Origin of the sequence: Desulfosporosinus orientis DSM 765 (genome assembly GCF_000235605.1) — a bacterium.
In the GTDB taxonomy this organism is placed as follows: Bacteria; Bacillota; Desulfitobacteriia; order Desulfitobacteriales; family Desulfitobacteriaceae; genus Desulfosporosinus; species Desulfosporosinus orientis.
In genome coordinates this window covers 4,638,976-4,664,412 of record NC_016584.1, presented here as the reverse complement: position 1 = coordinate 4,664,412, position 25,437 = coordinate 4,638,976, and the positions used below count along the sequence as shown (strand labels likewise).

General features: G+C 44.3%; 21 protein-coding genes and 3 tRNA genes. 22 read left to right on the top strand and 2 right to left on the bottom strand.

Translation table 11 applies throughout. The features are described 5' to 3' along the window. Positions 1-62 precede the first annotated feature (62 nt). Positions 63-221: a hypothetical protein gene (locus DESOR_RS29830; RefSeq protein WP_014186704.1), complete on the bottom strand. Its 159-nt coding sequence runs from the start codon at positions 219-221 to the stop codon at positions 63-65. A 337-nt stretch (positions 222-558) separates the two neighbouring features. On the opposite strand from DESOR_RS29830, the gene gltX reads away from it, so the two are divergent. The 17 genes from gltX (at position 559) to DESOR_RS21440 (ending at position 17,967) form a co-directional block, all read left to right on the top strand. Beyond that, the gene (gene gltX / locus DESOR_RS21520) at positions 559-2,031 is read left to right on the top strand and encodes a glutamate--tRNA ligase (RefSeq protein ID WP_014186703.1); all 1,473 of its coding nucleotides are present in this window, start codon (positions 559-561) and stop codon (positions 2,029-2,031) included. 173 nt (positions 2,032-2,204) lie between these two features. Beyond that, positions 2,205-2,278: transfer RNA gene (locus DESOR_RS21515), tRNA-Gln, on the top strand. A gap of 9 nt (positions 2,279-2,287) precedes the next feature. Beyond that, positions 2,288-2,363: transfer RNA gene (locus tag DESOR_RS21510), tRNA-Glu, on the top strand. A gap of 3 nt (positions 2,364-2,366) precedes the next feature. Continuing rightward, positions 2,367-2,442 (top strand) — tRNA-Lys (locus DESOR_RS21505). A gap of 213 nt (positions 2,443-2,655) precedes the next feature. Continuing rightward, positions 2,656-3,600: an NTP transferase domain-containing protein gene (locus DESOR_RS21500; protein WP_014186702.1), complete on the top strand. Its 945-nt coding sequence runs from the start codon at positions 2,656-2,658 to the stop codon at positions 3,598-3,600. Positions 3,601-3,704: 104 nt separating this feature from the next. Beyond that, positions 3,705-6,287, top strand: coding sequence for a selenium-dependent xanthine dehydrogenase (xdh, locus tag DESOR_RS21495; protein WP_014186701.1), 2,583 nt, complete (start codon positions 3,705-3,707; stop codon positions 6,285-6,287). 64 nt (positions 6,288-6,351) lie between these two features. Next, positions 6,352-6,987: a nucleotidyltransferase family protein gene (locus DESOR_RS21490; RefSeq protein ID WP_014186700.1), complete on the top strand. Its 636-nt coding sequence runs from the start codon at positions 6,352-6,354 to the stop codon at positions 6,985-6,987. 19 nt (positions 6,988-7,006) lie between these two features. Further along, positions 7,007-9,121, top strand: a complete 2,115-nt coding sequence (locus DESOR_RS21485) for a xanthine dehydrogenase family protein molybdopterin-binding subunit (protein ID WP_014186699.1) — start codon at positions 7,007-7,009, stop codon at positions 9,119-9,121. Further along, a complete protein-coding gene (locus DESOR_RS21480) occupies positions 9,121-9,588 on the top strand; it encodes a (2Fe-2S)-binding protein (protein WP_014186698.1) in 468 nt (155 codons plus the stop codon). The genes DESOR_RS21485 and DESOR_RS21480 overlap by 1 nt, the downstream gene beginning before the upstream one ends. Next, positions 9,582-10,400: an FAD binding domain-containing protein gene (locus tag DESOR_RS21475; protein WP_014186697.1), complete on the top strand. Its 819-nt coding sequence runs from the start codon at positions 9,582-9,584 to the stop codon at positions 10,398-10,400. Before DESOR_RS21480 ends, DESOR_RS21475 begins: the two co-directional genes overlap by 7 nt. Before the next feature lie 295 nt (positions 10,401-10,695). Next, positions 10,696-13,377, top strand: a complete 2,682-nt coding sequence (gene fdhF, locus DESOR_RS21470) for a formate dehydrogenase subunit alpha (protein ID WP_014186696.1) — start codon at positions 10,696-10,698, stop codon at positions 13,375-13,377. A 426-nt stretch (positions 13,378-13,803) separates the two neighbouring features. Continuing rightward, on the top strand, positions 13,804-14,409 hold the full coding sequence (locus DESOR_RS21465) for a TetR/AcrR family transcriptional regulator (RefSeq protein ID WP_014186694.1): 606 nt from the start codon (positions 13,804-13,806) through the stop codon (positions 14,407-14,409). 133 nt (positions 14,410-14,542) lie between these two features. After that, entirely contained in the window at positions 14,543-15,358 is an 816-nt protein-coding gene (locus DESOR_RS21460) for a nitroreductase family protein (RefSeq protein ID WP_014186693.1), read from the top strand. A 405-nt stretch (positions 15,359-15,763) separates the two neighbouring features. Beyond that, entirely contained in the window at positions 15,764-16,189 is a 426-nt protein-coding gene (locus DESOR_RS21455) for a universal stress protein (RefSeq protein WP_014186692.1), read from the top strand. 50 nt (positions 16,190-16,239) lie between these two features. Further along, complete coding sequence (rd, locus tag DESOR_RS21450) at positions 16,240-16,401, top strand: rubredoxin (RefSeq protein ID WP_014186691.1); 162 nt, start codon at positions 16,240-16,242, stop codon at positions 16,399-16,401. Between the two features lie 22 nt (positions 16,402-16,423). Beyond that, a complete protein-coding gene (locus DESOR_RS21445; RefSeq protein WP_014186690.1) occupies positions 16,424-17,587 on the top strand; it encodes an FprA family A-type flavoprotein in 1,164 nt (387 codons plus the stop codon). After that, the gene (locus tag DESOR_RS21440) at positions 17,584-17,967 is read left to right on the top strand and encodes a desulfoferrodoxin (RefSeq protein ID WP_014186689.1); all 384 of its coding nucleotides are present in this window, start codon (positions 17,584-17,586) and stop codon (positions 17,965-17,967) included. Before DESOR_RS21445 ends, DESOR_RS21440 begins: the two co-directional genes overlap by 4 nt. A 377-nt stretch (positions 17,968-18,344) precedes the next feature. On the opposite strand, the gene DESOR_RS21435 is transcribed toward DESOR_RS21440, so the two are convergent. After that, positions 18,345-19,040, bottom strand: coding sequence for a response regulator transcription factor (locus tag DESOR_RS21435; protein WP_014186688.1), 696 nt, complete (start codon positions 19,038-19,040; stop codon positions 18,345-18,347). Between the two features lie 240 nt (positions 19,041-19,280). On the opposite strand from DESOR_RS21435, the gene DESOR_RS21430 reads away from it, so the two are divergent. The 5 genes from DESOR_RS21430 (at position 19,281) to citF (ending at position 25,434) form a co-directional block, all read left to right on the top strand. After that, complete coding sequence (locus DESOR_RS21430; RefSeq protein ID WP_014186687.1) at positions 19,281-21,527, top strand: sensor histidine kinase; 2,247 nt, start codon at positions 19,281-19,283, stop codon at positions 21,525-21,527. A gap of 12 nt (positions 21,528-21,539) precedes the next feature. After that, positions 21,540-22,580, top strand: coding sequence for a [citrate (pro-3S)-lyase] ligase (citC, locus tag DESOR_RS21425; RefSeq protein ID WP_242832381.1), 1,041 nt, complete (start codon positions 21,540-21,542; stop codon positions 22,578-22,580). A gap of 113 nt (positions 22,581-22,693) precedes the next feature. Continuing rightward, a complete protein-coding gene (gene citD / locus DESOR_RS21420) occupies positions 22,694-22,987 on the top strand; it encodes a citrate lyase acyl carrier protein (RefSeq protein WP_014186685.1) in 294 nt (97 codons plus the stop codon). Continuing rightward, positions 22,988-23,875, top strand: coding sequence for a citrate (pro-3S)-lyase subunit beta (gene citE / locus DESOR_RS21415; RefSeq protein ID WP_014186684.1), 888 nt, complete (start codon positions 22,988-22,990; stop codon positions 23,873-23,875). Then, positions 23,875-25,434, top strand: a complete 1,560-nt coding sequence (citF, locus tag DESOR_RS21410; RefSeq protein ID WP_014186683.1) for a citrate lyase subunit alpha — start codon at positions 23,875-23,877, stop codon at positions 25,432-25,434. The genes citE and citF overlap by 1 nt, the downstream gene beginning before the upstream one ends. Positions 25,435-25,437: the final 3 nt, after the last annotated feature.

Here is a 25,437-nt window from a genome sequence, read left to right as displayed (position 1 = left end):
AATCTCGGGTTCGAAAATCAAAAGCCATTTCAGGGGATAAGCAGCCAATTTGAGACCTATGGTTATACTTTGCCTTCCATATCTTCCATGAGTTTAACGATTTTATATAGTGCGTTGAATTTGATGTGATCTTCTTTAGTTGATCCATTAATCCCATTAACCTTTTCACACTCAAATTTGATTTTATTAAGTAATTCATTCCACATTTGTTCATAATTCATGTAGCTCACTCCTTAATATACTTTACAGCAGCTTGAATCTGTCATGGACTGAAATAATAATATTTTAACCCAAATTGACAGGCTATTCAATGGTAATCCTTGAAAAATTATCGGTTTACTTTAATCTCTAACTAGGAACTGAATTGAATCAAGCCCTGGAAGAGTGGGAAAATCCAGTGATAATCAAGAATCCGGGAAATATACTGGTCTTAGCAAAAAAGTTTGTGAATAAAAAAACGAGCGGCTTGATATTTGAACACCCGGAGATATATAATTGGTTAATAATAAGCAATAATAATTAAAAACTAATGATAAAAATAGCATAGGAGAGTTAACAATGGAAAAGGTCAGAGTAAGATTTGCCCCCAGCCCTACAGGCTATTTGCATATCGGGGGAGCAAGAACGGCCCTGTTTAACTGGCTGTTTGCCAAAAAACATAACGGCTCATTAATCCTTCGAATTGAGGATACGGATGCAGACCGGCTTATCGACGATTCTGTTCAGCAAATACTGGATAGCTTGAAATGGTTAAAGATTAACTGGGATGAGGGCCCGGAAAAAGGTGGGAATTTTGGCCCCTATTTTCAATCTCAGAGACAAGAATTTTACACAAGGGCGGCTCAAACTTTAATTAGCGAGAAAAAAGCCTACCATTGTTTTTGTAGTGGAGAAGAAATAGAAGAAGAACGCCAAAAGCAGCGGCAAGAGGGTAAACCCTATCGATATTCGGGGAAATGCCGGAACTTATCGGCAGAGGAAGTTAAAGAGCGGCTGGAACAAGGGCAGCCTTCAGTGACCCGGCTTAAAGTGCCGGAAACAGGTCAGGTTATTGTCCAGGATATTATTAGAGGAACAGTCAGCTTTGAGCTGGAGCAATTTGATGATTTTATCATTATGAAATCCAATGGAGCGGCGGCTTATAATTTTGCCTGTGTCGTGGATGACCATGCCATGCAAATTAGTCATGTTATCAGGGCCGAAGAACATTTGTCCAATACACCAAAGCAACGTCTTATATACGACGCCTTGGGATACGAAGTCCCTTCCTTTGCCCACTTATCCATGATTTTAGCACCGGACCGCAGTAAGTTAAGCAAACGACACGGCGCAACTTCTGTGGGAGAATTCCAAGAGATGGGTTGTCTCCCTGAAGCTTTAGTCAACTATTTGACCCTTCTGGGCTGGGCTCCCACAGGGGAGCAGAGTGAACTCATCTCCCCGGAGCAAACTATCCCTGTTTTTAGCCTCGAAAAAGTATCCAAAACAGCTGCGGTCTATGACGTTCAAAAATTAATCTGGCTTAATGGCCAATATATGACCACTTATGATTTAGATAGTCTCACTCAGCAGGCCCTACCTTTTTTCATTGAGGCGGGTCTAATCAGTACCAGGGAAGCAGAAGAAAAGCGAGAATACATTCGTGACGTCGTAAATACGGTCAGGGAAAGAGTAAGAACTTTAAAAGAACTGGTGGAAGCAAGCCGTTATTTTTTTCAGGATATTGTTGCCTATGATGAAAAAGGCCGCGAGAAATACTTTGTTAAACAAGAAAACGTGGCTGATTTGCTCTCAAAGGGCCGAGCGTGTTTGGCACCCCTGGAAGTGTTTGATGTGGAAAGGGTGGAAAATGCCTATCGACAATTAATGAAGGAACTTGAGATTAAAGGCGGCACGATTATTCACCCGACCAGACTAGCCTTAACGGGTCAAACCGTTAGCCCGGGTTTGTTTGATGTCATGGCGTTGTTAGGGAAAGAGAAATGCTTGGAACGTTTAGATAAGGCTATTGACTATATTCAGAAACTTTAAAGGGGAAGGGGACTGTAAAATTTAGAATTAAGCCCCGGAGTCATTAAAAAAATTATAAAAAAGACTAGCATATAAGTTATAAATCAACTATAATAAAGGACGTGACATAATCTAAAACTAATGATTATGCATAGCGTTTAAGTGATGACTGCCGATTTTTAAGGCAGGGATCTTCCGGGATTGTGTAGTGGTAGCACGTGTGACTCTGAATCACATAGCCTAGGTTCGAATCCTAGTCCCGGAGCCAAAAATGCATGGCCCCATAGTCAAGAGGCCCAAGACGCTGCCCTCTCAAGGCGGAAACACGGGTTCGAATCCCGTTGGGGCTACCATAAGCGCCACTAGCTCAGCTGGTAGAGCATCCGACTCTTAATCGGCAGGTCCCTGGTTCGAATCCTGGGTGGCGCACCAGAGACTACATAATCCCGCAAGTGATTGCGGGATTTTTGCACGTGATCTTGAAGGTTCAAACCAGGCAGTCAGTGTATGAAGATCCTTGTTAAATGGGAACCAGATCAAAGCCATGGACATCTTTGTCTGAATTGTTTATCATAAAGCTATATTCTTGATAATAAATCGGAAAGCTGACTTCCTGACAGTCTGCTTACCGGATGGAGTAAGAGTATGGAAAGAAAAGCAAAGAAAACAACAGGCGGAATTATTGTTGCAGCCGGAAAATCTTCAGATCGAGAGCAACGACAGCCGCTCTGGAAAATCGGCTCCATTACTGCTGTGAAAAGAATTGTTCTAACCTTTCAACAAGTTGGAATTTCCCCCATTGTCGTCATTACCGGCAGGGATACCGGAGACATTGAGCATGACTTAGCGGATTATGGAGTTATCTTTTTGCAAAATAAACAGTATGAGAACTCTCAGATGTTTGATTCGGCCAAAATCGGGCTGAGATTTTTAGAGAATAAATGTGACCAGGTCCTTTTCAATCCGGTTAACATTCCCATGTTTACCCCGGAGACTATCCGCAAAATGATGGAATGCAAGGCACAGGTAATTTCACCATCCTACCAGGGGAAGACGGGCCATCCTCTCCTGATATCTGCCCCGTTGATCCCTAAAATCCTGGAGTATAACGGAAGCATGGGCATGCGGGGAGCCATTCGCAGCCTGGGGATCGAAAGACAATGGATGGATATCGACGACGAGGGTGTTCTCCAGGGTATGGATGACCTTGATCGCTTGGATCTGCTCATAAAAAAACACAACCAGCATATATTGCATCCCTTTGTAAGAATAAGCATTGAAAAAGAGTTCTTGTTTTTCGATTCCCGAACCAAATTGCTGTTGCTTTTGATCCAGGAAACAAATTCTGTCCGAAGTGCCTGCCGGCATATTGCCTTGTCTTACAGTAAAGCCTGGAATATGCTCAACGGGCTGGAACAAGAGTTAGGGTATGCCGTGGTCAAAAGACAGCATGGCGGCAGTAAGGGCGGCAAGACTTATTTGACAAAAGAAGGCCTTGAATTCCTGGAAAAGTACCAGCGCTTTGAGCAGAATGTGCGCCAATACTCCAAGGATGAATTTAACCGGTTATTTTTAGAAGACGGTTTTTAGGAAAGCAAGTGCTTTTGAGAAAGAATTTGATGAAGTATAACCTCCTACTTATAATGATTCATAACACCAGCTGTTGTGAATTATTGTAAGACAGGAGGTTATTTATGTTTACTTTAAATATCAATGGCGAAGATGTCGTTTCTATGTCCGACAAACCTCTCTTGAGCTTTTTAAGAGATGACTTGAGGATTACTTCGGTAAAAGATGGCTGCAGCGAAGGGGCCTGCGGGACATGCACGATTTTAGTTGACGGCAAAGCAGTTAAAGCTTGTGTGCAGAAAGTATCCAAGTTCGCTGGCAAGCGGATTCTGACGGTTGAAGGATTGAGTGAGAGAGAAAAAGCAGTTTATGAACACTGTTTTGGAGAAGCAGGTGCGGTTCAGTGCGGTTTTTGTATTCCGGGCATGATCATGAGCGCCAAAGCCTTGTTGGATGTTAATTCCAATCCCACCCGAGGGGATGTCAAGAAGGCCATCAAGGGAAACATTTGCCGCTGTACCGGTTATAAGAAAATTGAAGAAGCTATTTTAAGGGCTGCAGATTATTTCAGGGATAATCTTGAAATCCCCAGTTCGCCCAGTGAACTGAAATTGGCCCAGAAATTTAAACGTATTGATGCAGCAGAAAAAGTTAATGGCACAGGGGTTTTTGTCGATGATCTTGTCCTCCCGGACATGATTTATGCAAAGGCAGTTCGTTCCAAATATCCCAGAGCTGTTGTAGAAAAAATCGATATCAGCAAAGCTGAAGCTCATCCGGACTGTGTGAAAATTTTGCTGGCCAAAGATGTCCCCAATAATCTGATCGGACATGCCAAGCAGGATTGGGATGTCATGATTCCTCAAGGGGGTACCACCAGATATGTGGGAGATTCCCTGGCTTTAGTAGCAACCTATCATAAAGACAAACTGGATGAAGTATGCCGCTTAGTTGAAATAGACTATACCGAACTGGAACCCATAACCTGCCCCACAGATGCCTTAAAGGCTGATGCTCCCTTAATCCACGCCGACGGAAATGTCATGAGCCGCGCCAGTCTCCAGCGGGGCAATGCGGATGAAGCTATTAAGAATTCGAAATATGTGGTAACCAGAAAGTATAAGACCCCCTTTCAGGAGCATGGATTCCTGGAACCGGAATGTGCCATTGCCCTGCCCGAGGGAGAGGACGGTATTTTTCTGTATTCCGGTGCTCAGTCCGTGTATGATGAACAGCGTGAAATCGCCATGATGCTGAAGATTCCCGTGGAAAAAGTGCATTGCCGTACCCAACTGGTGGGCGGCGGCTTTGGCGGCAAAGAAGATATGAGTGTCCAGCACCATGCGGCCTTAATGGCCTGGCATACCCAAAAACCGGTAAAAGTTAAATTTTCCCGGCAGGAAAGTCTTGATTATCATACCAAACGCCATGCCATGGAATTGGAGTTCACCACAGCTTGTGACGAAAATGGTTATTTAACCGGTATGAAAGGGGTTATCATTGCGGATACCGGTGCTTATGCCTCCCTGGGCGGACCTGTACTGCACCGGGCCTGCACTCATGCCGCCGGACCCTATAATTATCAGAACATCGATATTTTCGGCATGTCTGTTTATACCAATAACGTGGTGGGCGGGGCCTTCCGGGGCTTTGGGGTAACTCAAAGCTGCTTTGCGACGGAAAACAATATTAACCTGCTGGCAGAAATGGTGGGAATCTCACCCTGGGAAATGCGTTACCGCAATGCCATCCGTCCCGGGCAAATCCTGCCTAATGGGCAGGCAGCGGATGAAAGCGTGGCCATGGCCGAATGTTTGGAGGCGGTTAAGGATATCTATGAGTCCCATCCCTATGCGGGCATTGCCATCGGCTTTAAAAACAGCGGCACAGGTGTGGGAAAAAAGGATATCGGCCGCTGTATTTTATCCATTGAGGAAGGCAAAGTCCATATCCGCACCTCGGCAGCCTGTATGGGACAGGGAATCGGCACAATGTGCGCCACGGTGCTCTGTCAGACCACGGGCATAGACCCGGCCCTGATCGTCCATGAAAGAGCGGATACGGTGCGCACTCCTAATTCAGGGACCAGCACCGCTTCCCGGCAGACGGTGGTTACCGGTGAAGCCGTCAGACGAGTTTCGGAAAAATTGAAAGCAGAATTGGATCAAGGCTTAACCCTGGCGGATTTGGAAGGAAAAGAGTTTTACGGGGAGTATTCTGCTAAGACGGATCCCATGGGAGCTGTCAAAGAGAATCCCATCAGTCATGTGAGTTATAGTTATGGAGCTCAAGTTGTGATACTCAATGAAGAAGGAAAAATTAACAAAGTTGTGGCAGCCTTTGATGTGGGAACTCCCGTGAACATTCAGTCCGTTGAAGGACAGATCGAAGGGGGGATCGTCATGGGCTTAGGCTATGCCCTGAGCGAAGAGTTTAAAGTTGAGGGCGGTTATCCCAGGACAAAACTAGGAACCTTAGGACTGATGAGGGCCACGGAGGTTCCGGACCTGGAAGTTATCCTGGTGCAAGGGAAAGGGAAAATCCCTGAAACCTATGGAGCAAAAGGTGTGGGAGAATTGTGCCTGATTCCCACAGCTCCGGCCTGCTCCCATGCTTATTACCGGTTGGACGGCAAATTCCGCGCTCAGCTGCCCTTGCGAGATACCTTTTATAAAAAGCTATCAACTAAAGGAACAGGCAGGAAGTAAGCAAAGGAAAGCAATGGGAAGCATAAAATCAAAGGACTGTTTAATCAGAAAGCGAGAGGTTTGAATGAAAATTAATGGCATCATCCTGGCTGCAGGGTTATCCAGCCGTATGCAAGCCTTTAAACCGCTTTTAAAATTGCAGAACAAAACAGTGATTGAATCCTGTATTGACAGTATGCTAAAGGCCGGCGCAGGCCAGGTGATCCTCGTGCTGGGTTACCGGGCTGAAGAAGTTGAAGCTTACCTGGCAGATAAGTACGCCCGTTCCCGGCTGAAGCTTGCCTATAACCAAAACTATGCAGAAACGGATATGCTGACATCCATAAAAATCGGAGTCTCTGCCCTTAAGCCCTGTGATGCTTTTTATCTCCTGCCGGGGGATATGCCGGCCATTCATCCAGAGACTTTCAGGGCAGTAAAAGAGGCTATGCTCAGAACCCAGGCCTTGGCGGCCTTTCCGGCCATTGACGGAAAGCGCAAACATCCGCCCTTGATTTCCTGGCAGTGCAGAGATCTCATTCTCAATTTTACGGGAGAAGGGGGCCTCCGTGAAGTCTGGAAAACCCTTGAAGACCGGGTGGCGACAGTACCTGTGGAGGATTTGGGCTGCCTGATGGATACAGACACAAAGGAAGATTATCACAAACTGGTCAACTACCTGGCTGATCAACATTCTATACCGGGGGAATATATCTTATGATTGAAAGAGGAGGGGCTTTATGGAAGGGATAAGTAAACCCGTAAAGAAAAAGGATCATGATTCTAAGATGAGCGGCCGTGCGCTATACGTGGATGATCATGTCATGGAGGGCATGCTTTTGGGGAGGCTGCTGCACTCTGCCAAGGCCAGGGCCCGCATTGCCGGGATTCTTCTGCCCCAGCTGCCTGAGGGCTATTATGTGGTGGATAAGAATGACGTTCCCGGTATCAATCAGGTTCATATCGTTCAGGATGATACCCCGGTTTTTGCCGGGGATACTGTGGAGTATGTAGGTGACCCGATCCTGATGGTTGTAGGTCCGGAGCTCAAAGAAGTGGAGAGAATCCTGAATGAGATCGTTGTGGTCTATGAAGACCTGGAGCCGGTTCTGGATATGCTTAAGTCGGACACGGTTTTCTTCAATTATAACTATGCCAAGGGAGATATTGAGAAGGCTTTGAGAGAAGCGGACCGGGTGTTCACAGAGACCTTTCAGACCGGCTATCAGGAACAGGCTTACCTGGAAACCCAGGGCATGCTTGCTTATCCCCATGACGGACGCATGACTGTCCGAGGTTCTTTGCAGTGTCCTTATTATGTCCATGGTGCAGTTGCTAAAGCCCTGGATTATGAGGAGAAAGACGTTCAGGTCATCCAGGATGTTACCGGCGGGGGCTTTGGCGGTAAGGAAGCCTTCCCTTCCATCCTCGCCTGTCAAACGGCAGTGGCAGCCAAAAAGGCCAACAAGCCGGTGAAGGTGGTTTTTGAGCGGCGGGAAGACATGGAGTTTACTTCCAAACGTCACCCATCCATCTGCACTTATAAAGTTGCTGTTAAAGATGGGGAAATTACCGGGATGGATATTGATGTCCTCTTTAACAGCGGCGCCTATACTACCCTTTCCCCTGTGGTCCTGCAGCGGGGCCTGATCTGTGCCAATGGGGTTTATCGCGTTGACAATCTCCGGGTTGCCGGGCGGGCGGTAAAAACCAATACCGTGCCTTGCGGCGCCTACCGGGGCTTTGGCGCTCCCCAGACCTTTTTCGCCGTAGAAATGATGATGGATCATCTCGCTAAGGAAATGGGCCTGGATTCCCTGGAACTAAAACAAAAGTATATGGTTAAGCAGGGTGATGCTACTTCCACCAGCGGTAAATATCATTTCCATGTACCCTTGCCGGAAATGATTGAGGAGATTGAGGAACTGACAGGTTACCGGGAAAAACACAGACAATATAGAAATCAGACCGGCCGCTACCGGAAAGGTATTGGATTGTCCATGTTCTTCCATGGCTGCGGCTTCACCGGCAGCGGGGAACGGGACATCATTAAGGCTGTGGCCAGGCTCAGAAAAAACCCGGATGATACGGTAGAGATCCTGGCCAGTAACTCAGATATCGGGCAAGGCCTGAAAACGACCTTCAGTAAAATTGTGGCTGATACTCTGGGAATTCCTCTGGATAGGGTCTTAATCGAGAACCCGGATACGGACCGTGTTCCCGACTCAGGTCCCACTGTAGCCAGCCGTTCCCTGATGACCGTTGGGGGATTGCTCAGGCGGGCAGCAGAGAGGCTTAAGGAAGAATGGAAAGCCGGAGAAGAACAAGTGATTGAAGAACATTTCGTTGAGCCTGATTTTGTAATCCCCTTCAGCATTACAGAATTCAAGGGTGATGCCTATCCCACCTATTCCTGGTCGGTTAACGCCATTGAAGTGGAAGTGGATACCCTCACCGCTACAACCAAAATCCTAGGAGCATGGGGGATTTTCGACGTAGGAGTTCCGGTGGATATGAATATTATTTTAGGACAGATGCATGGGGGATTTCTCCAGGGGATCGGCTATGCTTCCATGGAGGAGATGAATTGCAACGATAAAGGAATGATCCGCAACAACAGTTTAAGCGATTACATCATTCCTACAGCCGTAGATGTCCCCAATCTTGTGACAAAAATCATGAACAATCCCTATACTCACGGTCCCTATGGTGCAAAAGGCGCCGGAGAGCTTCCTCTCGTCGGGGCGGCTCCGGCTTATGTGGAAGCCATGGAAAATGCCCTGGGCGTCAACCTGAATAAAGCGCCTTTCACACCGGAAGATACCATGAGAGTTTTACGGGAGGTGCTTAAATAATGGTAAAATTTATCCTTAACGGCTCGGAGGTCGTCTCCCAGGCCGAGGAAAACGCACGTTTGCTGGATGTTCTCCGCCAGGAATTCTGGATTACGGGAGTCAAATGTGGGTGTAAAGAAGGTGAATGCGGGGCCTGTTCCGTCATTCTTGACGGAAGGCTGGTCAACTCCTGCCTGGTGGCCCTGGGCAGTATTGAAGGGAGTACGGTTACCACCATCGAGGGCTACCGTGATACAGAGCGTTTTGCAGCCCTGGATAAAGCCTATGCTTCAGTCAGCGCGGTACAGTGCGGGTTTTGCATTCCCGGCATGATTCTTGCTTCCGAATGCATACTGGCGAAAAACCCCAACCCCAGCGAAGCAGAGATTCGGGCAGGTATTTCCGGGAATCTTTGCCGGTGTACCGGTTATAACGCCATTGTCCAGGCAATCAGCATTGCGGCAGAGGAGGGGAAAGGACTATGGTAAAGGGATATCACCCTGCATCCTTGGAAGAAGCCCTGGCCATCCGGGCCCGGGAGATGGTCATTCCTTACGCCGGAGGAACCGACTTGATGATTAAACCGGAGGAAAAGGCCGGTTATCTGTTCTTGAACAAAGTATCCGAACTGAAAAACATCACGGAGGATGGGGAATACATTAGGATTGGTGCTGCCTGTACCTTTACAGATATTCTGGAAAGTGACCTGGCTCCGGCAATTTTAAAAGAAGCTGTTTCCCAGATCGCGGCACCAGCCATTCGCAACCTGGGCACCGCCGGCGGCAATATCTGCAACGGATCGCCAAAGGCGGACAGTGCCCTGATCTTTTGGGCTGCCGACTCGAAATTGCGCCTGATCAGCAGCCAAGGGGAACGAGTCATTCCCATAAGCCAGTTCTATCTGGGCAGAAATAAAACCTCTCTGGAGGCTGATGAACTTCTCGCGGAGATTTTGATGCCTAAAACCGGTCTGAATCATTACTATTACAAGAAGGTTGGGGCCAGAAATGCCCTGGCAATTTCCAGGGTATCCTTTGCCGGCATCTTTGCTGCAGAGGGCGGCAGGGTCGTCTGCTGTCAGACTGCTTTCGGGGCAGTCAGTGAGGTTGTGATCAGACGCCCGGATCTTGACGCTATGCTGATCGGTAAAACCATCGAAGAGGCTAAAGCTCTTAAGAAAGAATATCTCAGAGCCTATGACCAGGCGATCCTGCCAATTAGGGGAAGAATTTCCGCGGAATATCGCAAGGTTGTCTGTATGAATTTACTCCGGGATTTTCTGGAAAGCAATGGAATGTGATCCTTTTGTGAATTTTCCCATAAAAGTCAAAGTAATGACTAGCATATATTTTCAAAACAGGCTATAATAAGTTTCATAAGCAATATCTTATGCAAAGATATAACTATTATATTATGCATAATGGTTTCTAAGGAATAAGTTTCCTGATTGTTTGCGGCACTTGTGTTTATGGCGTATTGAGCAAGTCTCTAACGTTTTAAAATCACCAATACATTGTTTAAGCAGAACAACGTATTGGTGATTTTTAAGTAATATTGACGATATTAATAACAATGCAAATGAGGAGTGAGACATTTTGGAGTGGTTTACCTTAACAATTGATGGGCGCGAAGTGAGCGTACCCAAGGGAACGACCGTACTTGAAGCATGTAGGATGCATAACATTCCAATTCCTACTTTGTGTCATGACCCGGAACTTACCCCTGCAGGTTCCTGTCGTTTGTGTATTGTCCAAATTGAAGGAATGCGCAATCTTCCTCCGTCTTGTGTAACCCAAGTATCCCAGGGCATGGTGGTTGAAACCCAAAATCTCAAAGTCCGGGCAGCCCGGAAAACTATTTTAGAGCTGTTGGTGGCGAATCATCCCTTGAATTGTATGACTTGTCAAAAGATGGGGGATTGTTCCTTAGCTAAGTACGCCTATGAATACGGTGTTACCGGAGAACTTTATCAGGGCGAACGCCGCAGTCTGCCCCTGGACGACGGGAATCCCTTCATTGTCAGGAATCCTAATAAATGTGTATTGTGCGGCAAATGTATTCGGGTGTGTGAGGAAATTCAAGGTCGAAGCGTTTTGGATTTTTCCTTCCGAGGGTTCGATACTCAGGTAGGTCCGGCCTTTAATCTTCCTTATCACGAATCCGATTGTGTCTTCTGTGGTTCATGTGTTTCAGTCTGCCCGGTAGGTGCACTAAGCGAGAAGAAAATGGTGGGTGAAGGGCGCCCTTGGGAAGTGAAGAAAGTTCAAACAACCTGCCCATTTTGTGGGACAGGCTGTAACTTCGATCTCAATGTGAAAGATGGAAAAGTAATTGGTGTTACCTCAAATCCCAATGCCCCGGTGAATGGCAAAGCCTTATGTGTCAAAGGCCGATTCGGAATGGATATGATTAATAACCCTAATCGCTTAACGACACCTTTGATTCGCAAAGATGGAGTGCTGGTGCCCGCGGAATGGGATGAGGCCTTAGATTTGGTGGCGGCAAAGTTCCGGGAAATCAAGGAGAATTACGGGGCGAATGCACTGGCTGCCTTAAGTTCGGCTCACTGTACAAATGAAGAAAATTACCTTTTGCAAAAGTTCATGCGTGGAGTTATTGGAACCAACAATATTGATCATTGCGCCAGGGTCTGTCACGCACCCACAGTTGCCGGTCTGGCCGTTTCCTTTGGCTCGGGAGCATCAACCAACTCCTTTGAAGAAATCCCTAACGCCAAAGTCATGTTTGTCATCGGAGCAAATCCTACGGAAGCACACCCGGTTGTGGGGACAAAGATGAAACAAGCCCTAGCCAAAGGGGCAAAGCTGATTGTCGCCGATCCCCGGCAAATTGAGCTGGCGGAGAGCTCCCATCTCTGGTTAAGACTTCGCCCCGGGACGGATGTCGCCCTTATTAATGGCATCATGAACATTATCCTGGCGAATGGCTGGGAAGATCCTTCCTTTATTGAAGCAAGGACGGAAGGTTTTGATAAGTTCGGGGAGAATCTGGAAAACTATCCGCCGGAAAAAGTAAGTCAAATCACTGGGGTTCCTGTGGAACAACTAGAGGAAGCGGCCAGGATTTATGCTACGGCAGAACGGGCCATGATTTTCTATACCTTGGGGATTACGGAGCACACCACCGGTACGGACAATGTAATGAGCCTGGCCAACCTGGCTATGCTGACGGGGAATGTGGGTAAAGAGTGTTCCGGAGTTAACCCTTTGCGCGGACAAAATAATGTGCAAGGTTCTTGCGATATGGGAGCACTGCCCGGCGATTACCCCGGCTATCAGAAGGTCGTAAATCCGGAAGTGCGGAAGAAATTCGAAGAAGCCTGGGGAGTTTCCCTCGATCCTAATATAGGACTCATGCTTCCTGATATGTTCAAGGCCGCTATTAACAGAGATCTGCGTGCTATGTATATTATGGGTGAGGATCCTGTGATCACTGATGCCGATGCCAATCATGTACGCAAAGGCTTAGAGTCCCTCGATTTCCTTGTTGTGCAGGACATCTTTATGTCAGAGACAGCTAAACTGGCAGATGTCGTGCTGCCGGGAGCCAGTTTTGCCGAGAAGACCGGCACCTTTACGAATGCGGAGCGGCGGGTACAAATGGTTAATCAGGCCATCAAGCCCATTGGCAATGCCAGGACGGATGGAGAAATCATTATTGAACTTGCCAACCGTATGGGTTATCCATCTTCTTATGAATCTTCCGAAGAGGTTATGCAGGAAATAGCCAGTCTTACTCCTCTCTATGGAGGGATTTCTCACCAACGTCTGGGGACGCAAGGATTGCAGTGGCCGGTGCCGAGTCTCGACCATCCCGGGAGTAAAGTCCTCCATCAAGAAACCTTCTCTCGCGGCAAAGGACTCTTTATGCCTATAGAGTATCAGGCAGCCAATGAACTGCCGGATGAAGAGTATCCCTTCGTATTAAACACCGGACGCAAACTCTCTCATTACAACGTGTTTACCCAAAATTCAGAAGCTCTGGAAAGTTATTCTCCCGAAGAACTTGCTGAGATTAATCCCTTAGATGCTCAACAACTGGACGTTAAAGAGGGGGAACGTGTTAAGGTGGTCTCCCGGCGGGGAGAACTGGAAACGAAAATCCGCATAACCGAACGTGTACCCCAGGGGATGATCTTTATGACATTCCATTATATGGAGACCCCGACGAATGTCTTAACTAATGGAGCTGCGGATAAGGTGTCCAAGACCTATGAGTATAAAGCTTGCGGAGTACGAATCACAAAAACAGCCTAATCCAAAATCTTAAAGTGCTTTCTTAATGAATGAATCACATAGTCCACATCCTGCAGGGAGTTAAAGTGGCTGCATTATCTCAGTATAATCCGTTCATGACACCATTCCTCAAATGATTAGGCCCTCCTGTAGCTGCATTTCAGCATCAGGAGGGCCTAATCATTTTAAGCATTTTACAGTACATTCTTTTGAAAGGAAATGAGGAAAGTCCGGCGAAAAAGAAAAGTAAAAGATACGTAATAAGGAGTGTATAAAATGATTCAGGTATATACTAATTATGTTGCATGTGACACTTATGAATCAGATCAAGCCTGGAAGAGGGGGAAAAATCCAGTGATAATCCAAGAATCCGTCTGTTAATGAGAAAACGGCCATGAAAACGTCGTGAGTATTTACAATTAATATGACCAGTTATATAATTAAGCCATGACAAGAAAAAAATGTGCAGATTTAGAACAAACGAAAAGGAAGCTATTAGAAACCGGCTTATCTCTTTTGGAGCAAAAAGGCTTTAATGCCACTGGTATTCAAGAAATCGCCACCATTGCTGGTATACCTAAAGGCTCATTCTATAATTATTTTGCTAGCAAGGAAGAGTTCGGCGTAGAAATTATTCGTTTTTATACCGAAACACATATTGAGCAATGGAAAATTTTGTTGGAGGCAGAAGATCATGGCGATGCGTATTTGGCGCTAAGTACAGTTTTTGTACAGCTCACTGCAGCATATGAATCGGCTGATCCTAAGAAGGGTTGCTTGCTGGGTAACTTAGCAGGTGAAATCAGTGAAGCCAGTGAAGAATGTCGTGTGGCGTTAGAGATTGCTGTCGGTGAATTCAAAAAGATATTAGCGCAACGCTTACTAAGTGGCCAGAAGAGTGGTAAAGTTAGGATCGATTTATCGGCAGAATGTTTAGCTGATTTGTTCTGGGATGCTTGGCAAGGCAGTTTGTTACGAATGAAGATCGAAAAATCAACGAAACCAGTGAAAAATACAATTGAGACCTTATTTGAAAAAATACTGTTACCCTAAAAGTTATTTATACTATTAGCAATATGTAGACCTTGCTAAGGTATTTTTTTAGAACATTTTTAAACGAATGGTCATTTTAGAGAATGAAGAATTTGCAGAAGACTAGAAAAATTGGAAAGTAGGAGTGATGAATATGGATCTGATTCAAGTTAACCAAGAGAAATGTATCCGCTGTGGACTTTGTGCAGAAGTCTGCCCCTCAGGAAGTATCATTATGGAGAATCAAGTGCCGCAGGCCACAGAACGGAATTGTATTGCCTGTGGACACTGCGTGGCTGTGTGCCCTGTGGCGGCAATGGATAACGTGAAGGCACCACTCGCCAAACAATTGCCGCTTGAAAATGTGCCTGTCCTTGACGCTGACACTGCAGCCCGCTTTCTCCGTTCTCGACGATCTATTCGCCGCTACAAACAAAATCCTGTACCACGGGAAAAAATAGTGCAGCTCCTCGATATCGCGCGATTGGCACCAACCGGAGGCAACACTCAAGGTGTTGCTTATCTCGTCATTGATAACGCTGAAACGCTGCGCAAAATAACGGCCGTTACAGTTGATTGGATGGAAGAGCTAGTACGAAGTGGTTCTGCATGGGCACAGTATTATAGTGGAGTAGTAGACACTTATCGTAAAACTGGTCAAGATGTTATTTTACGAAACGCTCCGAGTCTTATCGTGGCCATGACTTCAAAGAACTTTCAACCCCGTGGACGAGATAATACACATTTTTCACTCGCGTACGCTGAGCTCTACGCTCCGGCTATTGAATTGGGAACATGTTGGGCGGGATTCTTTGAAGGATGCGCATCTGCCAATTATAAGCCATTATTGAATATCTTGAAGCTGCCAGAAAACATGGTTGTCACCGGTGGATTGTTAGTAGGTTTCCCAAAGTATGCTTATAAACGATTAGTGGACAGAAACCCGTTGCAAGTGTCGTGGTGGGACTAAAAGGCCACGAGCTGTTAAGATTTTATTTACAAAAGAAGAAATGGAGTTAATGAATTTTGCGAAGAAAACACTAAAAGAAAAGATGCCTAAAAGAGTGTAAAGCGGCCTTAGTTATAATTGCTAAGGGCGCTATTTTTGTTACATAATTTGTTTGTTGCAAAGCAACCATCGGTTATCTAATACATTTCAGGTCCATTAAACATCGGATCAATAAATCTGAATCATTATTAAAAAAAACCATAAGATGTATATTGAACAATAATTATTACTATGATATAATAATTATAAATTAAGCATAGCTTCGATTAATACCTTTTGTCTCATACTTTTAGAGCTGGTTTAATCCTCTAGCCGTAGAATCATTTCCGAAATGCTTAAATCTATAAATAGGAAAGGTTGATCGAAATGTTTAAAAGAATTCTGGTTCCCACCGATGTTTCGGAGGCTTCACGCAAGGCTTTGATTACTGCATTACAACTTGCGAGGCAATTTAACTCTGAAGTTGAACTTTTCCATGTTACGTACAATCCTGAGGCGTATTGGGGCTATACAGTGTCTTATGATATTGTTGTACCTCAAGAGCAAATAGATCAAATCGGAGAAGCGGCGTTGGAAGCAGCTTTAACGGGAATTGACGTACCCGATATTCGCATACAGAAGAAGCATATTTCCGGTCATCCTGCAGCTGCAATTATTGAAGAAGCTAAAGGAGACTTTGACCTCGTAGTAATGGGTAGTCACGGTCATGGACCGATTACAGGCGCTGTATTGGGAAGCGTAACTCAACGAGTTCTCGCGCATATTCAATGCCCAGTACTCGTAGTAAAGTAGTCAACCATAGAGAAGATAATAAACTTCAAATAAAAAAGGAGGACAATAAAATGAAAAAATATCAGTGTTCCGTTTGTGGTTATGTTTACGACCCTGCCATTGGAGATCAGGATTCCGGTATTGCCCCCGGAACATCGTTTGAAGATATTCCGGATGACTGGGTTTGCCCAACATGTGGTGTTACAAAAGATCAATTTGAACCCATAGAATAAGGAGAAACAAGAAGGTGAATACATGAAACCGATTCAAATTAAAGAAAACATTTATTGGGTTGGGGGAATTGACTGGAATATCCGTAATTTTCACGGATATTCCACCCCGAGAGGAACGACCTATAATGCCTATCTCATCATTGATGAAAAGGTGACTCTTATCGATACTGTGAAGCATTACTTAATTGATGAAATGTTAGCCAGGATATCGGAAATTATTGATCCAACAAAAATTGACTATGTTGTCTCAAATCATGTGGAAATGGATCATTCTGGTGGATTGCCTCGGATCATGGCCTTAACACCTAACGCTAAACTATTTACATCACCCAATGGAGAGAAAGGACTAAAAGCCCACTACAAAGGGAATTGGGATTATACCATCATGAAATCGGGAGAAACACTGTGTTTGGGCAATCGTAATTTGACCTTTGTTAATACTCCAATGGTTCATTGGCCTGACAACATGGTTTGCTTTGTTCCTGAAGAAAAGATTTTATTTTCTAACGATGCTTTCGGTCAGCATATCGCAACTTCGGAACGTTTTGATGACCAACTTCCACTCGGTATTGTGATGGAAGAAGCTGCAAAGTACTATGCAAATATCGTTCTTCCTTATGGTAGTCAAGTTCAAAAAGCCTTAGAATCCGTTGGTGGTCTAGAAATCGAGACAATTGCCCCTAGCCATGGAATAATTTGGCGTACAAATATTCCGGCTATAATCAGTGAGTACCAGAAATGGTCCAAGTATGAAACGGAAGAAAAAGCGGTGATTGTGTACGATACAATGTGGAACTCTACCGAAAAGATTGCCTTTGCAATTCAAAATGCCTACGAGGCAAAAGGTATTACTACCCGAATGATGAATCTTAAATATAACGATATCTCCGATATTATGACCGAAGTACTTACCTCAAAATATATTTGTATAGGTTCTCCGACGATTAATAACAATATTTTACCGACTGTCGCCGCATTCTTGGCTTATCTGAAAGGATTGGCTCCCCAAAGACGGGTAGGTTTTGGTTTTGGTTCTTATGGTTGGGGAGGTCAGAGTGTAGGTCTCATTGAAGAAGCATTAAAAAGTATGCGTTTTGAAGTATTAGATCAAATTCGAATTCAATACATTCCGGATAGCGACCAGTTAAAAGAAGTAACCAAAAAAGTTATGGAGGGATTAGGATGACAAAATTACGTGAACTCTATAAATGCAGTATTTGTGGCAATGTGGTGGAAGTTGTTGAACAAGGGGCTCCGGCCCTGGTATGCTGCCATCAGCCGATGGAGAAACTGGAAGCTAAAACGGAGGATGCCGCTAAAGAAAAACATGTCCCGGTAATTGAAGCCTCGGGTGAAGGAATCTTGGTTAGAGTGGGCAGTGTGGAACACCCGATGGAAGAGAAGCATTCGATTCGTTTTATTGAAGTATTGACGAAGGACCAGGTATTGAGAGCAGAGTTAGTACCTGGACAAAAACCAGTTGCAGAATTTCGTATTAAACAAGAGGATGTAGTGGAGATTAGAGAGTACTGTAACCTCCATGGTCTATGGAAAGTAAATCTGTGATTACAAACAACTCTTAGAGAATCTTGAACAGGGAAAGGTTTTCAAAAGGATGGCAAAGTTTATTGGAAATGCAGGAGGCATTATAAAAAAATAAAGTTATGACGTTACTCCCTCAGTTGACATTTGTAAAAAGACGAAAAAACTTTAGGTATGTAGAATTAAAAACCCCTAGTTCACGATTTGCATATTAAAATCGTGCCTAGGGGTTTTTAAAATTAAAACAACGACGTCGGTCTCTGACAAGCAAACTCTGCTTTCTTTAGGGGTGATATTGCCTAAATTAACGCCGTCTTCAATCCACATAGTTACAACAGAGAGAATGTAGGCACAGAAGATAGACGTTGTTTTATTCGCTCTTAAGTATCAGTTGCTTATTACTACTCGACAGATAATTTATAGCCTATGCCCCAGATGGTTTTCAGGTATTCTGGTTTACTTGGATTTTCCTCAATTTTTGACCTCAAATGCCGAATGTATACCATGATCGTATTGTCATCAACTATGTTATCTCCCCAAACATTTTGATAGATCTGTTCCTTACTAAAAACTTGATTCGGATTTTCCATAAAAAATTTCATCAAAAGTGCTTCCTTTGAAGATAAAGGCAGTTCAATTTCGTTTTTATAGCAGGTATAAGTTTTGAGGTTAAAGACAAATGGATCAAGAATTATTTTGAAATATTGATTTTTCGCATCAAGGAGTTCCCGATAACGTTTAATTTGAGTTTTAACTTGGGCACAAAGTACTACAGGACTAAAAGGTTTGGTTATATACCCATCTGCACCGATTCCAAATCCGATAATCTTATCATAATCTTCTTTTTTACCACTCAATAGAAAAACAGGAATATTGATACCCTGAGAACGGATGGTGCTAATAACATCATACCCATTGATATCCCCCATCATGATATCCAAAATAATAAGATCAAAGGAGATGCGCTTAATCATCTCCAGTGCCTCACTCCCGTTTTTGGCCTGGTAGACTAGTATATTCTCATGGTCAAGGGCGGTTGAAACTAGTTTTCTAATGTAATCTTCATCGTCAGCAATCAGTACAACAGGCTTATTCAATTTAATACCTCCCTCGAAAATCCATATAATCTAAAGTAGGACATATCTTATCAGCTTGTTCTTCGGCAAGTCAATCCTTAATAATTTTTAAGATGTATTCAGAATCTTTTAAGATATCTCCTTTATAATAAAATTCAAGCAATAAAGATACAAAATAGTTTAATAATAAACATAATACTCGATATATAATAAATTAACCATAGGTTGTACAAATATGTTACATAAAGAGGATAGATATTAATGGGTATTATCGCAAATAAAGATCTTAACAGAAAGAATCTGCTAACCCTGATCTTGTTTGTAACCACATTTCTTATTTTGGTATATATGGTATATAAAACCTATTGCGAAAACACAAATACGATCATTGCCCAGCAGGAGCAGCAAATGCTGACGATTTCCAAATCTGCGAGCACAAATTTGGAGGTATTTTTCAATGAAAAAACTGATAATTTGAAGATCCTTACAGGAAACCACGATGTGGCCTTGGGTATGGCAAGTTTTGATTTTGGGGCTTTGCAGAATGCGCTTGGAGCTTTTTATCAAGCCAAGCATGAGAGTGTTCAAAGAATATACGAAGTAAACAAAATAGGTGAGATTGTTTACATGTATCCCGAGGCGAACGGCGAAGAGGCTGGGAAAATTCATAACATGCTCAATGAAGATATTCAAAAAGTTCTGAAGGAAAGAAAGTCCTTCATAAGCAGGGCAAAAATGGACCAGCCCGGACATTTCGTTGTGAATATCTTCGAGCCGGTGTTTTTGGACAGGGAATTTGAAGGGATGCTTGTCGGTTCTGTTGATTTAAATGTAGTTTATGAAAGTCTGTTAAAGTCTGTAAAGGTTGGTCAGAAGGGTTATATTATGGTCAAAGATCAGGATGGGATCATCCTGATGCACCCGGCTAAGGATCAAATAGGAATTGATGTCATCGATACGCGGAAACAGCTTTATCCGAATTTTGACTTCAAAGATTTAGAGAATTTGGTTAACATGCAAATGAGCCAGAAGGAGGGTGTTATGGAGTACTACTCCTACTGGTGGACAGATAAGGATCCAAAAAGGACAAAAAAGCTCAATGCATTTTCTAGAGCAAATATTGGGGACTCGTTTTGGATTGTGGCTGTAACCATGGATTATGATGAATTGGAAGAACCGATTGCTCAAAACCAAATAAGAACCTTTCAAATCTTCGGATTAATTGTTTTGATCTTTTCTGTGGCCGTCTTTATAATCATGAGAGTCCTGAGAAACAAGAAAGCTCTCGAAGTTGAAACAAAATATCTAAGAGAGTTAAATGCGGCAACAGAGGAACTGAGAAATAAAGATTTGCAGTTGCAGCATGCCCAAAAGCTTCAGGTGATCGGAACACTGACTGGGGGTATTGCTCATGAGTTTAACAATTTGCTTTCTCCGATTCAGGGATATACAGAAATCATTATGAACCAAGTTGACCCCAAGGAGGAAATTTATGATTACTTAAATGAGATTTCTGAAGCTTCTGGAAAAGCCAAGGATATCATCGAGCAGATCCTGGTATTCAGCCGTTTGGATAACGGAAAATCCAAATTTATTCCCTTCAACATTGAAGAGCAGGTTGAAAAAACACTGAAATTGCTTAAATGCACTCTGCCTCTCAATGTAGAGTTGATCTACAAGAAAGAAGATACTGGAGTTATTCTTGCCAACAAAGTACAGATTCATCAAGTCCTTTTTAATTTATGTAAAAATGCTTACCATGCGATGAAAGACACAGGCGGGGTTCTCAAGGTAACGCTGGATACAGTTCCCATGGAGGAGATTAAACAACAGGCTCCTCAAGGGTTTACAGCGGATGTCAAACATTTTGTAAGAATTTCTGTTTCCGATACAGGTTATGGCATGAGTAAGGAAACGGTTTCCAAAATATTCGATCCCTTCTTTACGACAAAACTGATCGGTGAGGGTACAGGTCTGGGGTTATTTATCGTCCAAGGCATTGTTCAAAATCATCAAGGATTTATTTTGGTAGTAAGTGAAATAGGCAAAGGAAGTACATTTACTGTATATTTTCCAAAACTCTCAACCCGGCTTGAAGATAGTAAAGAGTATGCCGAGAAAATACCGGGGGATTTGAAGACCGTTTTACTGGTGGATGATCTGGAGAAAGTCTTAAAAGTGACTAAAAAGGGCCTCGAACCGTTTGGTTTTAAAGTATATGCCGAATCAAACAGCGTGGAAGCCCTCAAGGTCTTTGAACAGAACCCAGACAGATTTGATATTGTGGTTACCGACCAAGCCATGCCTTATATTAGAGGCCTGGAACTGGCGGAACGCATGAAGGTACTAAATCCCACGATTAAAATTCTTCTTGTGACGGGAGTTGTGGAGGAAGAGGTTCTGGAATTCAAGGAAAAATCAATTATCGATGATTATATGTATAAGCCGGTCACCGGTTCAGAAATGGCCAGGAAGATCCGCGAAATTCTTCAATCTGAAGGAAGATGAACACCAATGTGGATGGATAGTTTACAGGAACAGGTCATCAAATTAACAGAGCCAAGGGATAGGAAAGCGTTAGAGGAATTTCTGAATAGCCATGGACTGGCAATGGACAAAAATCTAGAATATTCCATGGTGTTGACTGACGGCAGCAGGATTGCCGCTACAGGGTCCTTTACGGAAAAGGTCCTGAAATGTATTGCAGTTGATGATCAATACAAAGGTATGGGACTATCGGCAAAGGTTATAACGCACTTAGTGAATGAGCAATACAGGAGAGGCAGGACCCATTTGTTCATTTATACAAAGCCTGAAAACAAGCAGATATTTTCAGATTTAGGCTTTCACCTAATAGCCGAGGTACCCTACAAAGTTGTGCTGATGGAAAATCGACAAGATGGAATCACAAGGTATTTGCATGAAATTTCTAGTGAGTCGGGGAATATCGTTCCTTCTGCTGCGGTCGTTGTTAACTGTAATCCCTTTACCTTAGGTCACCAATATTTACTTGAATATGCCGCATCACGCTGTCAAAAGCTTCACATATTCGTCGTCTGGGAGGACAGGTCAAGTTTTCCTGCGGAAATCAGATACCAATTAGTGAAAGAAGGGGTTAGTCATTTAACGAATGTTGTCATTCACAAAGGGAAGGATTATATCATTTCAGCTGCTACTTTTCCTTCGTATTTTATTAAGGAATACGAAGATATTGTGGAGACTCATGCGCAACTGGATCTTATGATCTTTTCCCATAATATTGCAACTGCTTTGAATATCCAAAAACGGTTCATTGGGGAAGAACCTTACTGTGCAGTAACATCGACCTATAATAAAACGATGCAGACGATACTTCCTCGCGAGGGGATCGAAGTTGAGGAAGTACCAAGGTTAACCACGGATGGAGCCGCGATCAGCGCATCCAGGGTCCGGAAACTGATTCGACGTGGGAAAATACAATCTGTCGAGAAGCTTGTTCCTCAAACGACCTATCAATTTCTATTATCATCAGAGGCCGGAGAAATCATCCGACAGATTCAGTCAGACTGCATGAGGCATTAATATAGATATTTCATATTAACCCATTTGCCGATTGGGCCTGTATGGGCTTATCCCGGCGTTTTTGTTATGCGCAAATGTATACAAGATACAAAAAACGGAGGAGGTTAACACAATTGATCATTAAAGAGGTAGGAATTGCTGGCACTCTTGAATCGAGTGACATCACGATTTCAATTGAACCTAACGTAGGTAAGGGAATTGAAATCATGTTAACAAGCACGGTAGAAAGACAGTTTGGTCGTCAGGTCAGAAAAGCAATCAGGGATTCGCTGGAGGAAATGGGGATTACGGATGCACTTGTCCATGCCAATGATAAGGGAGCCTTAGACTGTACAATTCAGGCCAGAGTTATGACTGCGGTGAGCAGAGCAACCGGTACACCATGCTCCCCTTGGGAGGTGAAATAGATGCAGAATTTGAGACGAACAATGCTCTATGTTCCAGGTAACAATCCTGGAATGATTCGGGATGTGCATATCTATGGTTCGGATTCGATCATGATTGACCTGGAAGATTCTGTATCGGTCCATGAAAAAGATGCTGCACGCCTGCTCGTTTATCACTCCTTAAAGACGTTGGACTATGGCAATACCGAAGTGCTGGTAAGGGTTAACGCGCTGAACACACCCTATGGGAGGAAAGATTTTGAAGCCATGGTGCGGGCGAAGCCTGATGCCATTCGTTTACCTAAAACCGAAACAGCCGAAGATGTCCTCGAAGCGGATCAATTAATCTCTAAAATTGAACAGGAAATTGGGATGGAACAGGGGACAATCAAGCTCTTTGCGGCCGTCGAAAGCGCCAAGGGGGTTTTAAACGCTCAGCAAATCGCTACGGCAAGCGATCGCTTAATAGGGATTGCTATTGGAGCAGAGGATTTTGTGACGGATCTGAAAACGACTCGCTCGCTTGAAGGGATCGAGCTCTTAACCGCCAGAAGCTTAGTCTTGTTTGCTGCCAGGGCAGCAGGGATTGCTGCCGTCGATACCGTTTTCTCGGATGTCGAGGATGAAGAAGGCTTTACGAATGAAGTGAAATTAATCAAGCAATTGGGCTTCGATGGAAAATCAATCATCAATCCACGTCAGATCGATATTGTTCATAAAGTTTATACGCCCACTGAAGAGGAAATCAGAAAATCTTTGCGCATAATTGAGGCTATTAAGGAGGCCGAAGAAAAGGGCTCAGGAGTCATCAGTGTCGGCGGCAAGATGGTAGACAAGCCGATCGTGGAACGAGCACGCAGAGTCCTTGACCTGGCTGATGCGAGTAAATGTGGAACGAGGTGGATGTAATGCAGAATGGAGTTAATCGTGAAATTCCGATTCAGATTGACGGGCTAGGGCTTTTAAAGCCATTTTATAAAAAAATGCACAATGGACAACCGAAGAACACGGAAAGATTGAAAGAACGCCAGCTAAATCCCGATAAAAATAAGATTGTTGAATCCCTCGAACAGGCTATCGCAGCGATTGGATTAAAGGATGGAATGACAATATCCTTCCACCATCATTTTCGTAATGGTGACTATATCGTCAACATGGTTCTTAAGGTTATAGCTAATTTGGGATTTAAGGATCTGGTGCTGGCTCCCAGTTCACTTTCGGAAACTCATGCCCCCTTGATTGAACATATCAAAAACGGAGTTATCCGGAGGATAGAAACCAGCGGACTGCGCGGTGAGCTGGCTAATGCCATTTCCAATGGGCTGATGGACATACCGGTTGTGATCAATTCACACGGAGGAAGAGCTCGCGCCATTGCTTCAGGAGAGCTTCCCATTGATGTTGCTTTCCTGGGAGTACCCTCCTGTGATCCTTATGGTAATGCCAACGGGTATTCCAGGGAAAATGTGGCAGCTTCGGCTTGCGGATCTTTGGGATATGCCAAGGTGGACGCCCAGTATGCGAAAAATGTTGTCCTGATCACCGACAATCTGGTGCCGTACCCCAATGTGCCTTTTGGCATTCCAGAGTCCCAGGTGGATTACATTGTGGTGGTCGACAGTATCGGTGACCCAAAGGGGATTGTATCGGGAGCGACAAGGTACACCAAGAATCCAAAAGAGCTTTTAATAGCCAAGAGTGCTGCCGAGGTGATCGAAGCCTCAGGGTATTTTACTGACGGTTTTTCTCTGCAAACAGGTTCGGGCGGGGCCTCGCTTGCCACGACCCGGTTTTTAAGAGAAAAGATGCTGGCGGCAAATATCAAGGCCAGTTTTGCTTTGGGCGGGATTACCCAACAAATTGTAGATCTGCATGAGGAAGGTCTGATCAGTAGGCTTTTGGATGTTCAAAGCTTTGACCTAAAAGCCATGGAATCCTTAAAGAATAACAGGTTTCACCACCAGATCGATGCGGAATATTATGCCAGTCCTGATAACGAAGGATGCGCAGCCCACCAGTTGGATGTCGTCGTACTCAGCGCCCTGGAAATCGATCTTGAGTTTAATGTCAATGTCATTACCGGATCGGATGGCGTGATCCGTGGCGCTTCGGGAGGGCACTGTGATACAGCAGCCGGGGCTTCCGTGGCCATCATTGTTGCCCCCTTGATTCGCGGCAGAATGCCAACCATTTTGGATAGGGTCAATACTGTAATTACTCCTGGCTATACGGTGGATGTATTGGTTACCGACCAGGGTATCGCGGTCAATCCATTGCGGCCGGATCTCCTGCAAAACCTGAAGGCGGCAAGACTTCCTGTGTTTTCAATTGAAGAATTAAAGGCCAAAGCAGAAAGAATTGTGGGTAAACCTGACCCCATCCAGTGGGAGGATAAAATTGTCGGTTTGGTCAAATACCGGGATGGATCGATCATTGACGTTATTCGTCAGGTAAAAAAGGAAAGTTAAATT

Bases quoted from the DNA above. Each gene is read 5' to 3' on its own strand.
- DESOR_RS21455 (WP_014186692.1), top strand. From the start codon at position 15,764: ATGTTTAAAAGAATTCTGGTTCCCACCGATGTTTCGGAGGCTTCACGC.
- DESOR_RS21485 (WP_014186699.1), top strand. From the start codon at position 7,007: ATGGAAGGGATAAGTAAACCCGTAAAGAAAAAGGATCATGATTCTAAG.
- xdh (WP_014186701.1), top strand. From the start codon at position 3,705: ATGTTTACTTTAAATATCAATGGCGAAGATGTCGTTTCTATGTCCGAC.
- DESOR_RS29830 (WP_014186704.1), bottom strand. From the start codon at position 221: ATGAATTATGAACAAATGTGGAATGAATTACTTAATAAAATCAAATTT.
- DESOR_RS21475 (WP_014186697.1), top strand. From the start codon at position 9,582: ATGGTAAAGGGATATCACCCTGCATCCTTGGAAGAAGCCCTGGCCATC.
- citF (WP_014186683.1), top strand. From the start codon at position 23,875: ATGCAGAATGGAGTTAATCGTGAAATTCCGATTCAGATTGACGGGCTA.
- citC (WP_242832381.1), top strand. From the start codon at position 21,540: ATGGATAGTTTACAGGAACAGGTCATCAAATTAACAGAGCCAAGGGAT.
- DESOR_RS21465 (WP_014186694.1), top strand. From the start codon at position 13,804: ATGACAAGAAAAAAATGTGCAGATTTAGAACAAACGAAAAGGAAGCTA.
- gltX (WP_014186703.1), top strand. From the start codon at position 559: ATGGAAAAGGTCAGAGTAAGATTTGCCCCCAGCCCTACAGGCTATTTG.
- citE (WP_014186684.1), top strand. From the start codon at position 22,988: ATGCAGAATTTGAGACGAACAATGCTCTATGTTCCAGGTAACAATCCT.
- DESOR_RS21460 (WP_014186693.1), top strand. From the start codon at position 14,543: ATGGATCTGATTCAAGTTAACCAAGAGAAATGTATCCGCTGTGGACTT.
- DESOR_RS21440 (WP_014186689.1), top strand. From the start codon at position 17,584: ATGACAAAATTACGTGAACTCTATAAATGCAGTATTTGTGGCAATGTG.
- DESOR_RS21430 (WP_014186687.1), top strand. From the start codon at position 19,281: ATGGGTATTATCGCAAATAAAGATCTTAACAGAAAGAATCTGCTAACC.
- DESOR_RS21480 (WP_014186698.1), top strand. From the start codon at position 9,121: ATGGTAAAATTTATCCTTAACGGCTCGGAGGTCGTCTCCCAGGCCGAG.
- DESOR_RS21500 (WP_014186702.1), top strand. From the start codon at position 2,656: ATGGAAAGAAAAGCAAAGAAAACAACAGGCGGAATTATTGTTGCAGCC.
- DESOR_RS21445 (WP_014186690.1), top strand. From the start codon at position 16,424: ATGAAACCGATTCAAATTAAAGAAAACATTTATTGGGTTGGGGGAATT.
- rd (WP_014186691.1), top strand. From the start codon at position 16,240: ATGAAAAAATATCAGTGTTCCGTTTGTGGTTATGTTTACGACCCTGCC.
- DESOR_RS21490 (WP_014186700.1), top strand. From the start codon at position 6,352: ATGAAAATTAATGGCATCATCCTGGCTGCAGGGTTATCCAGCCGTATG.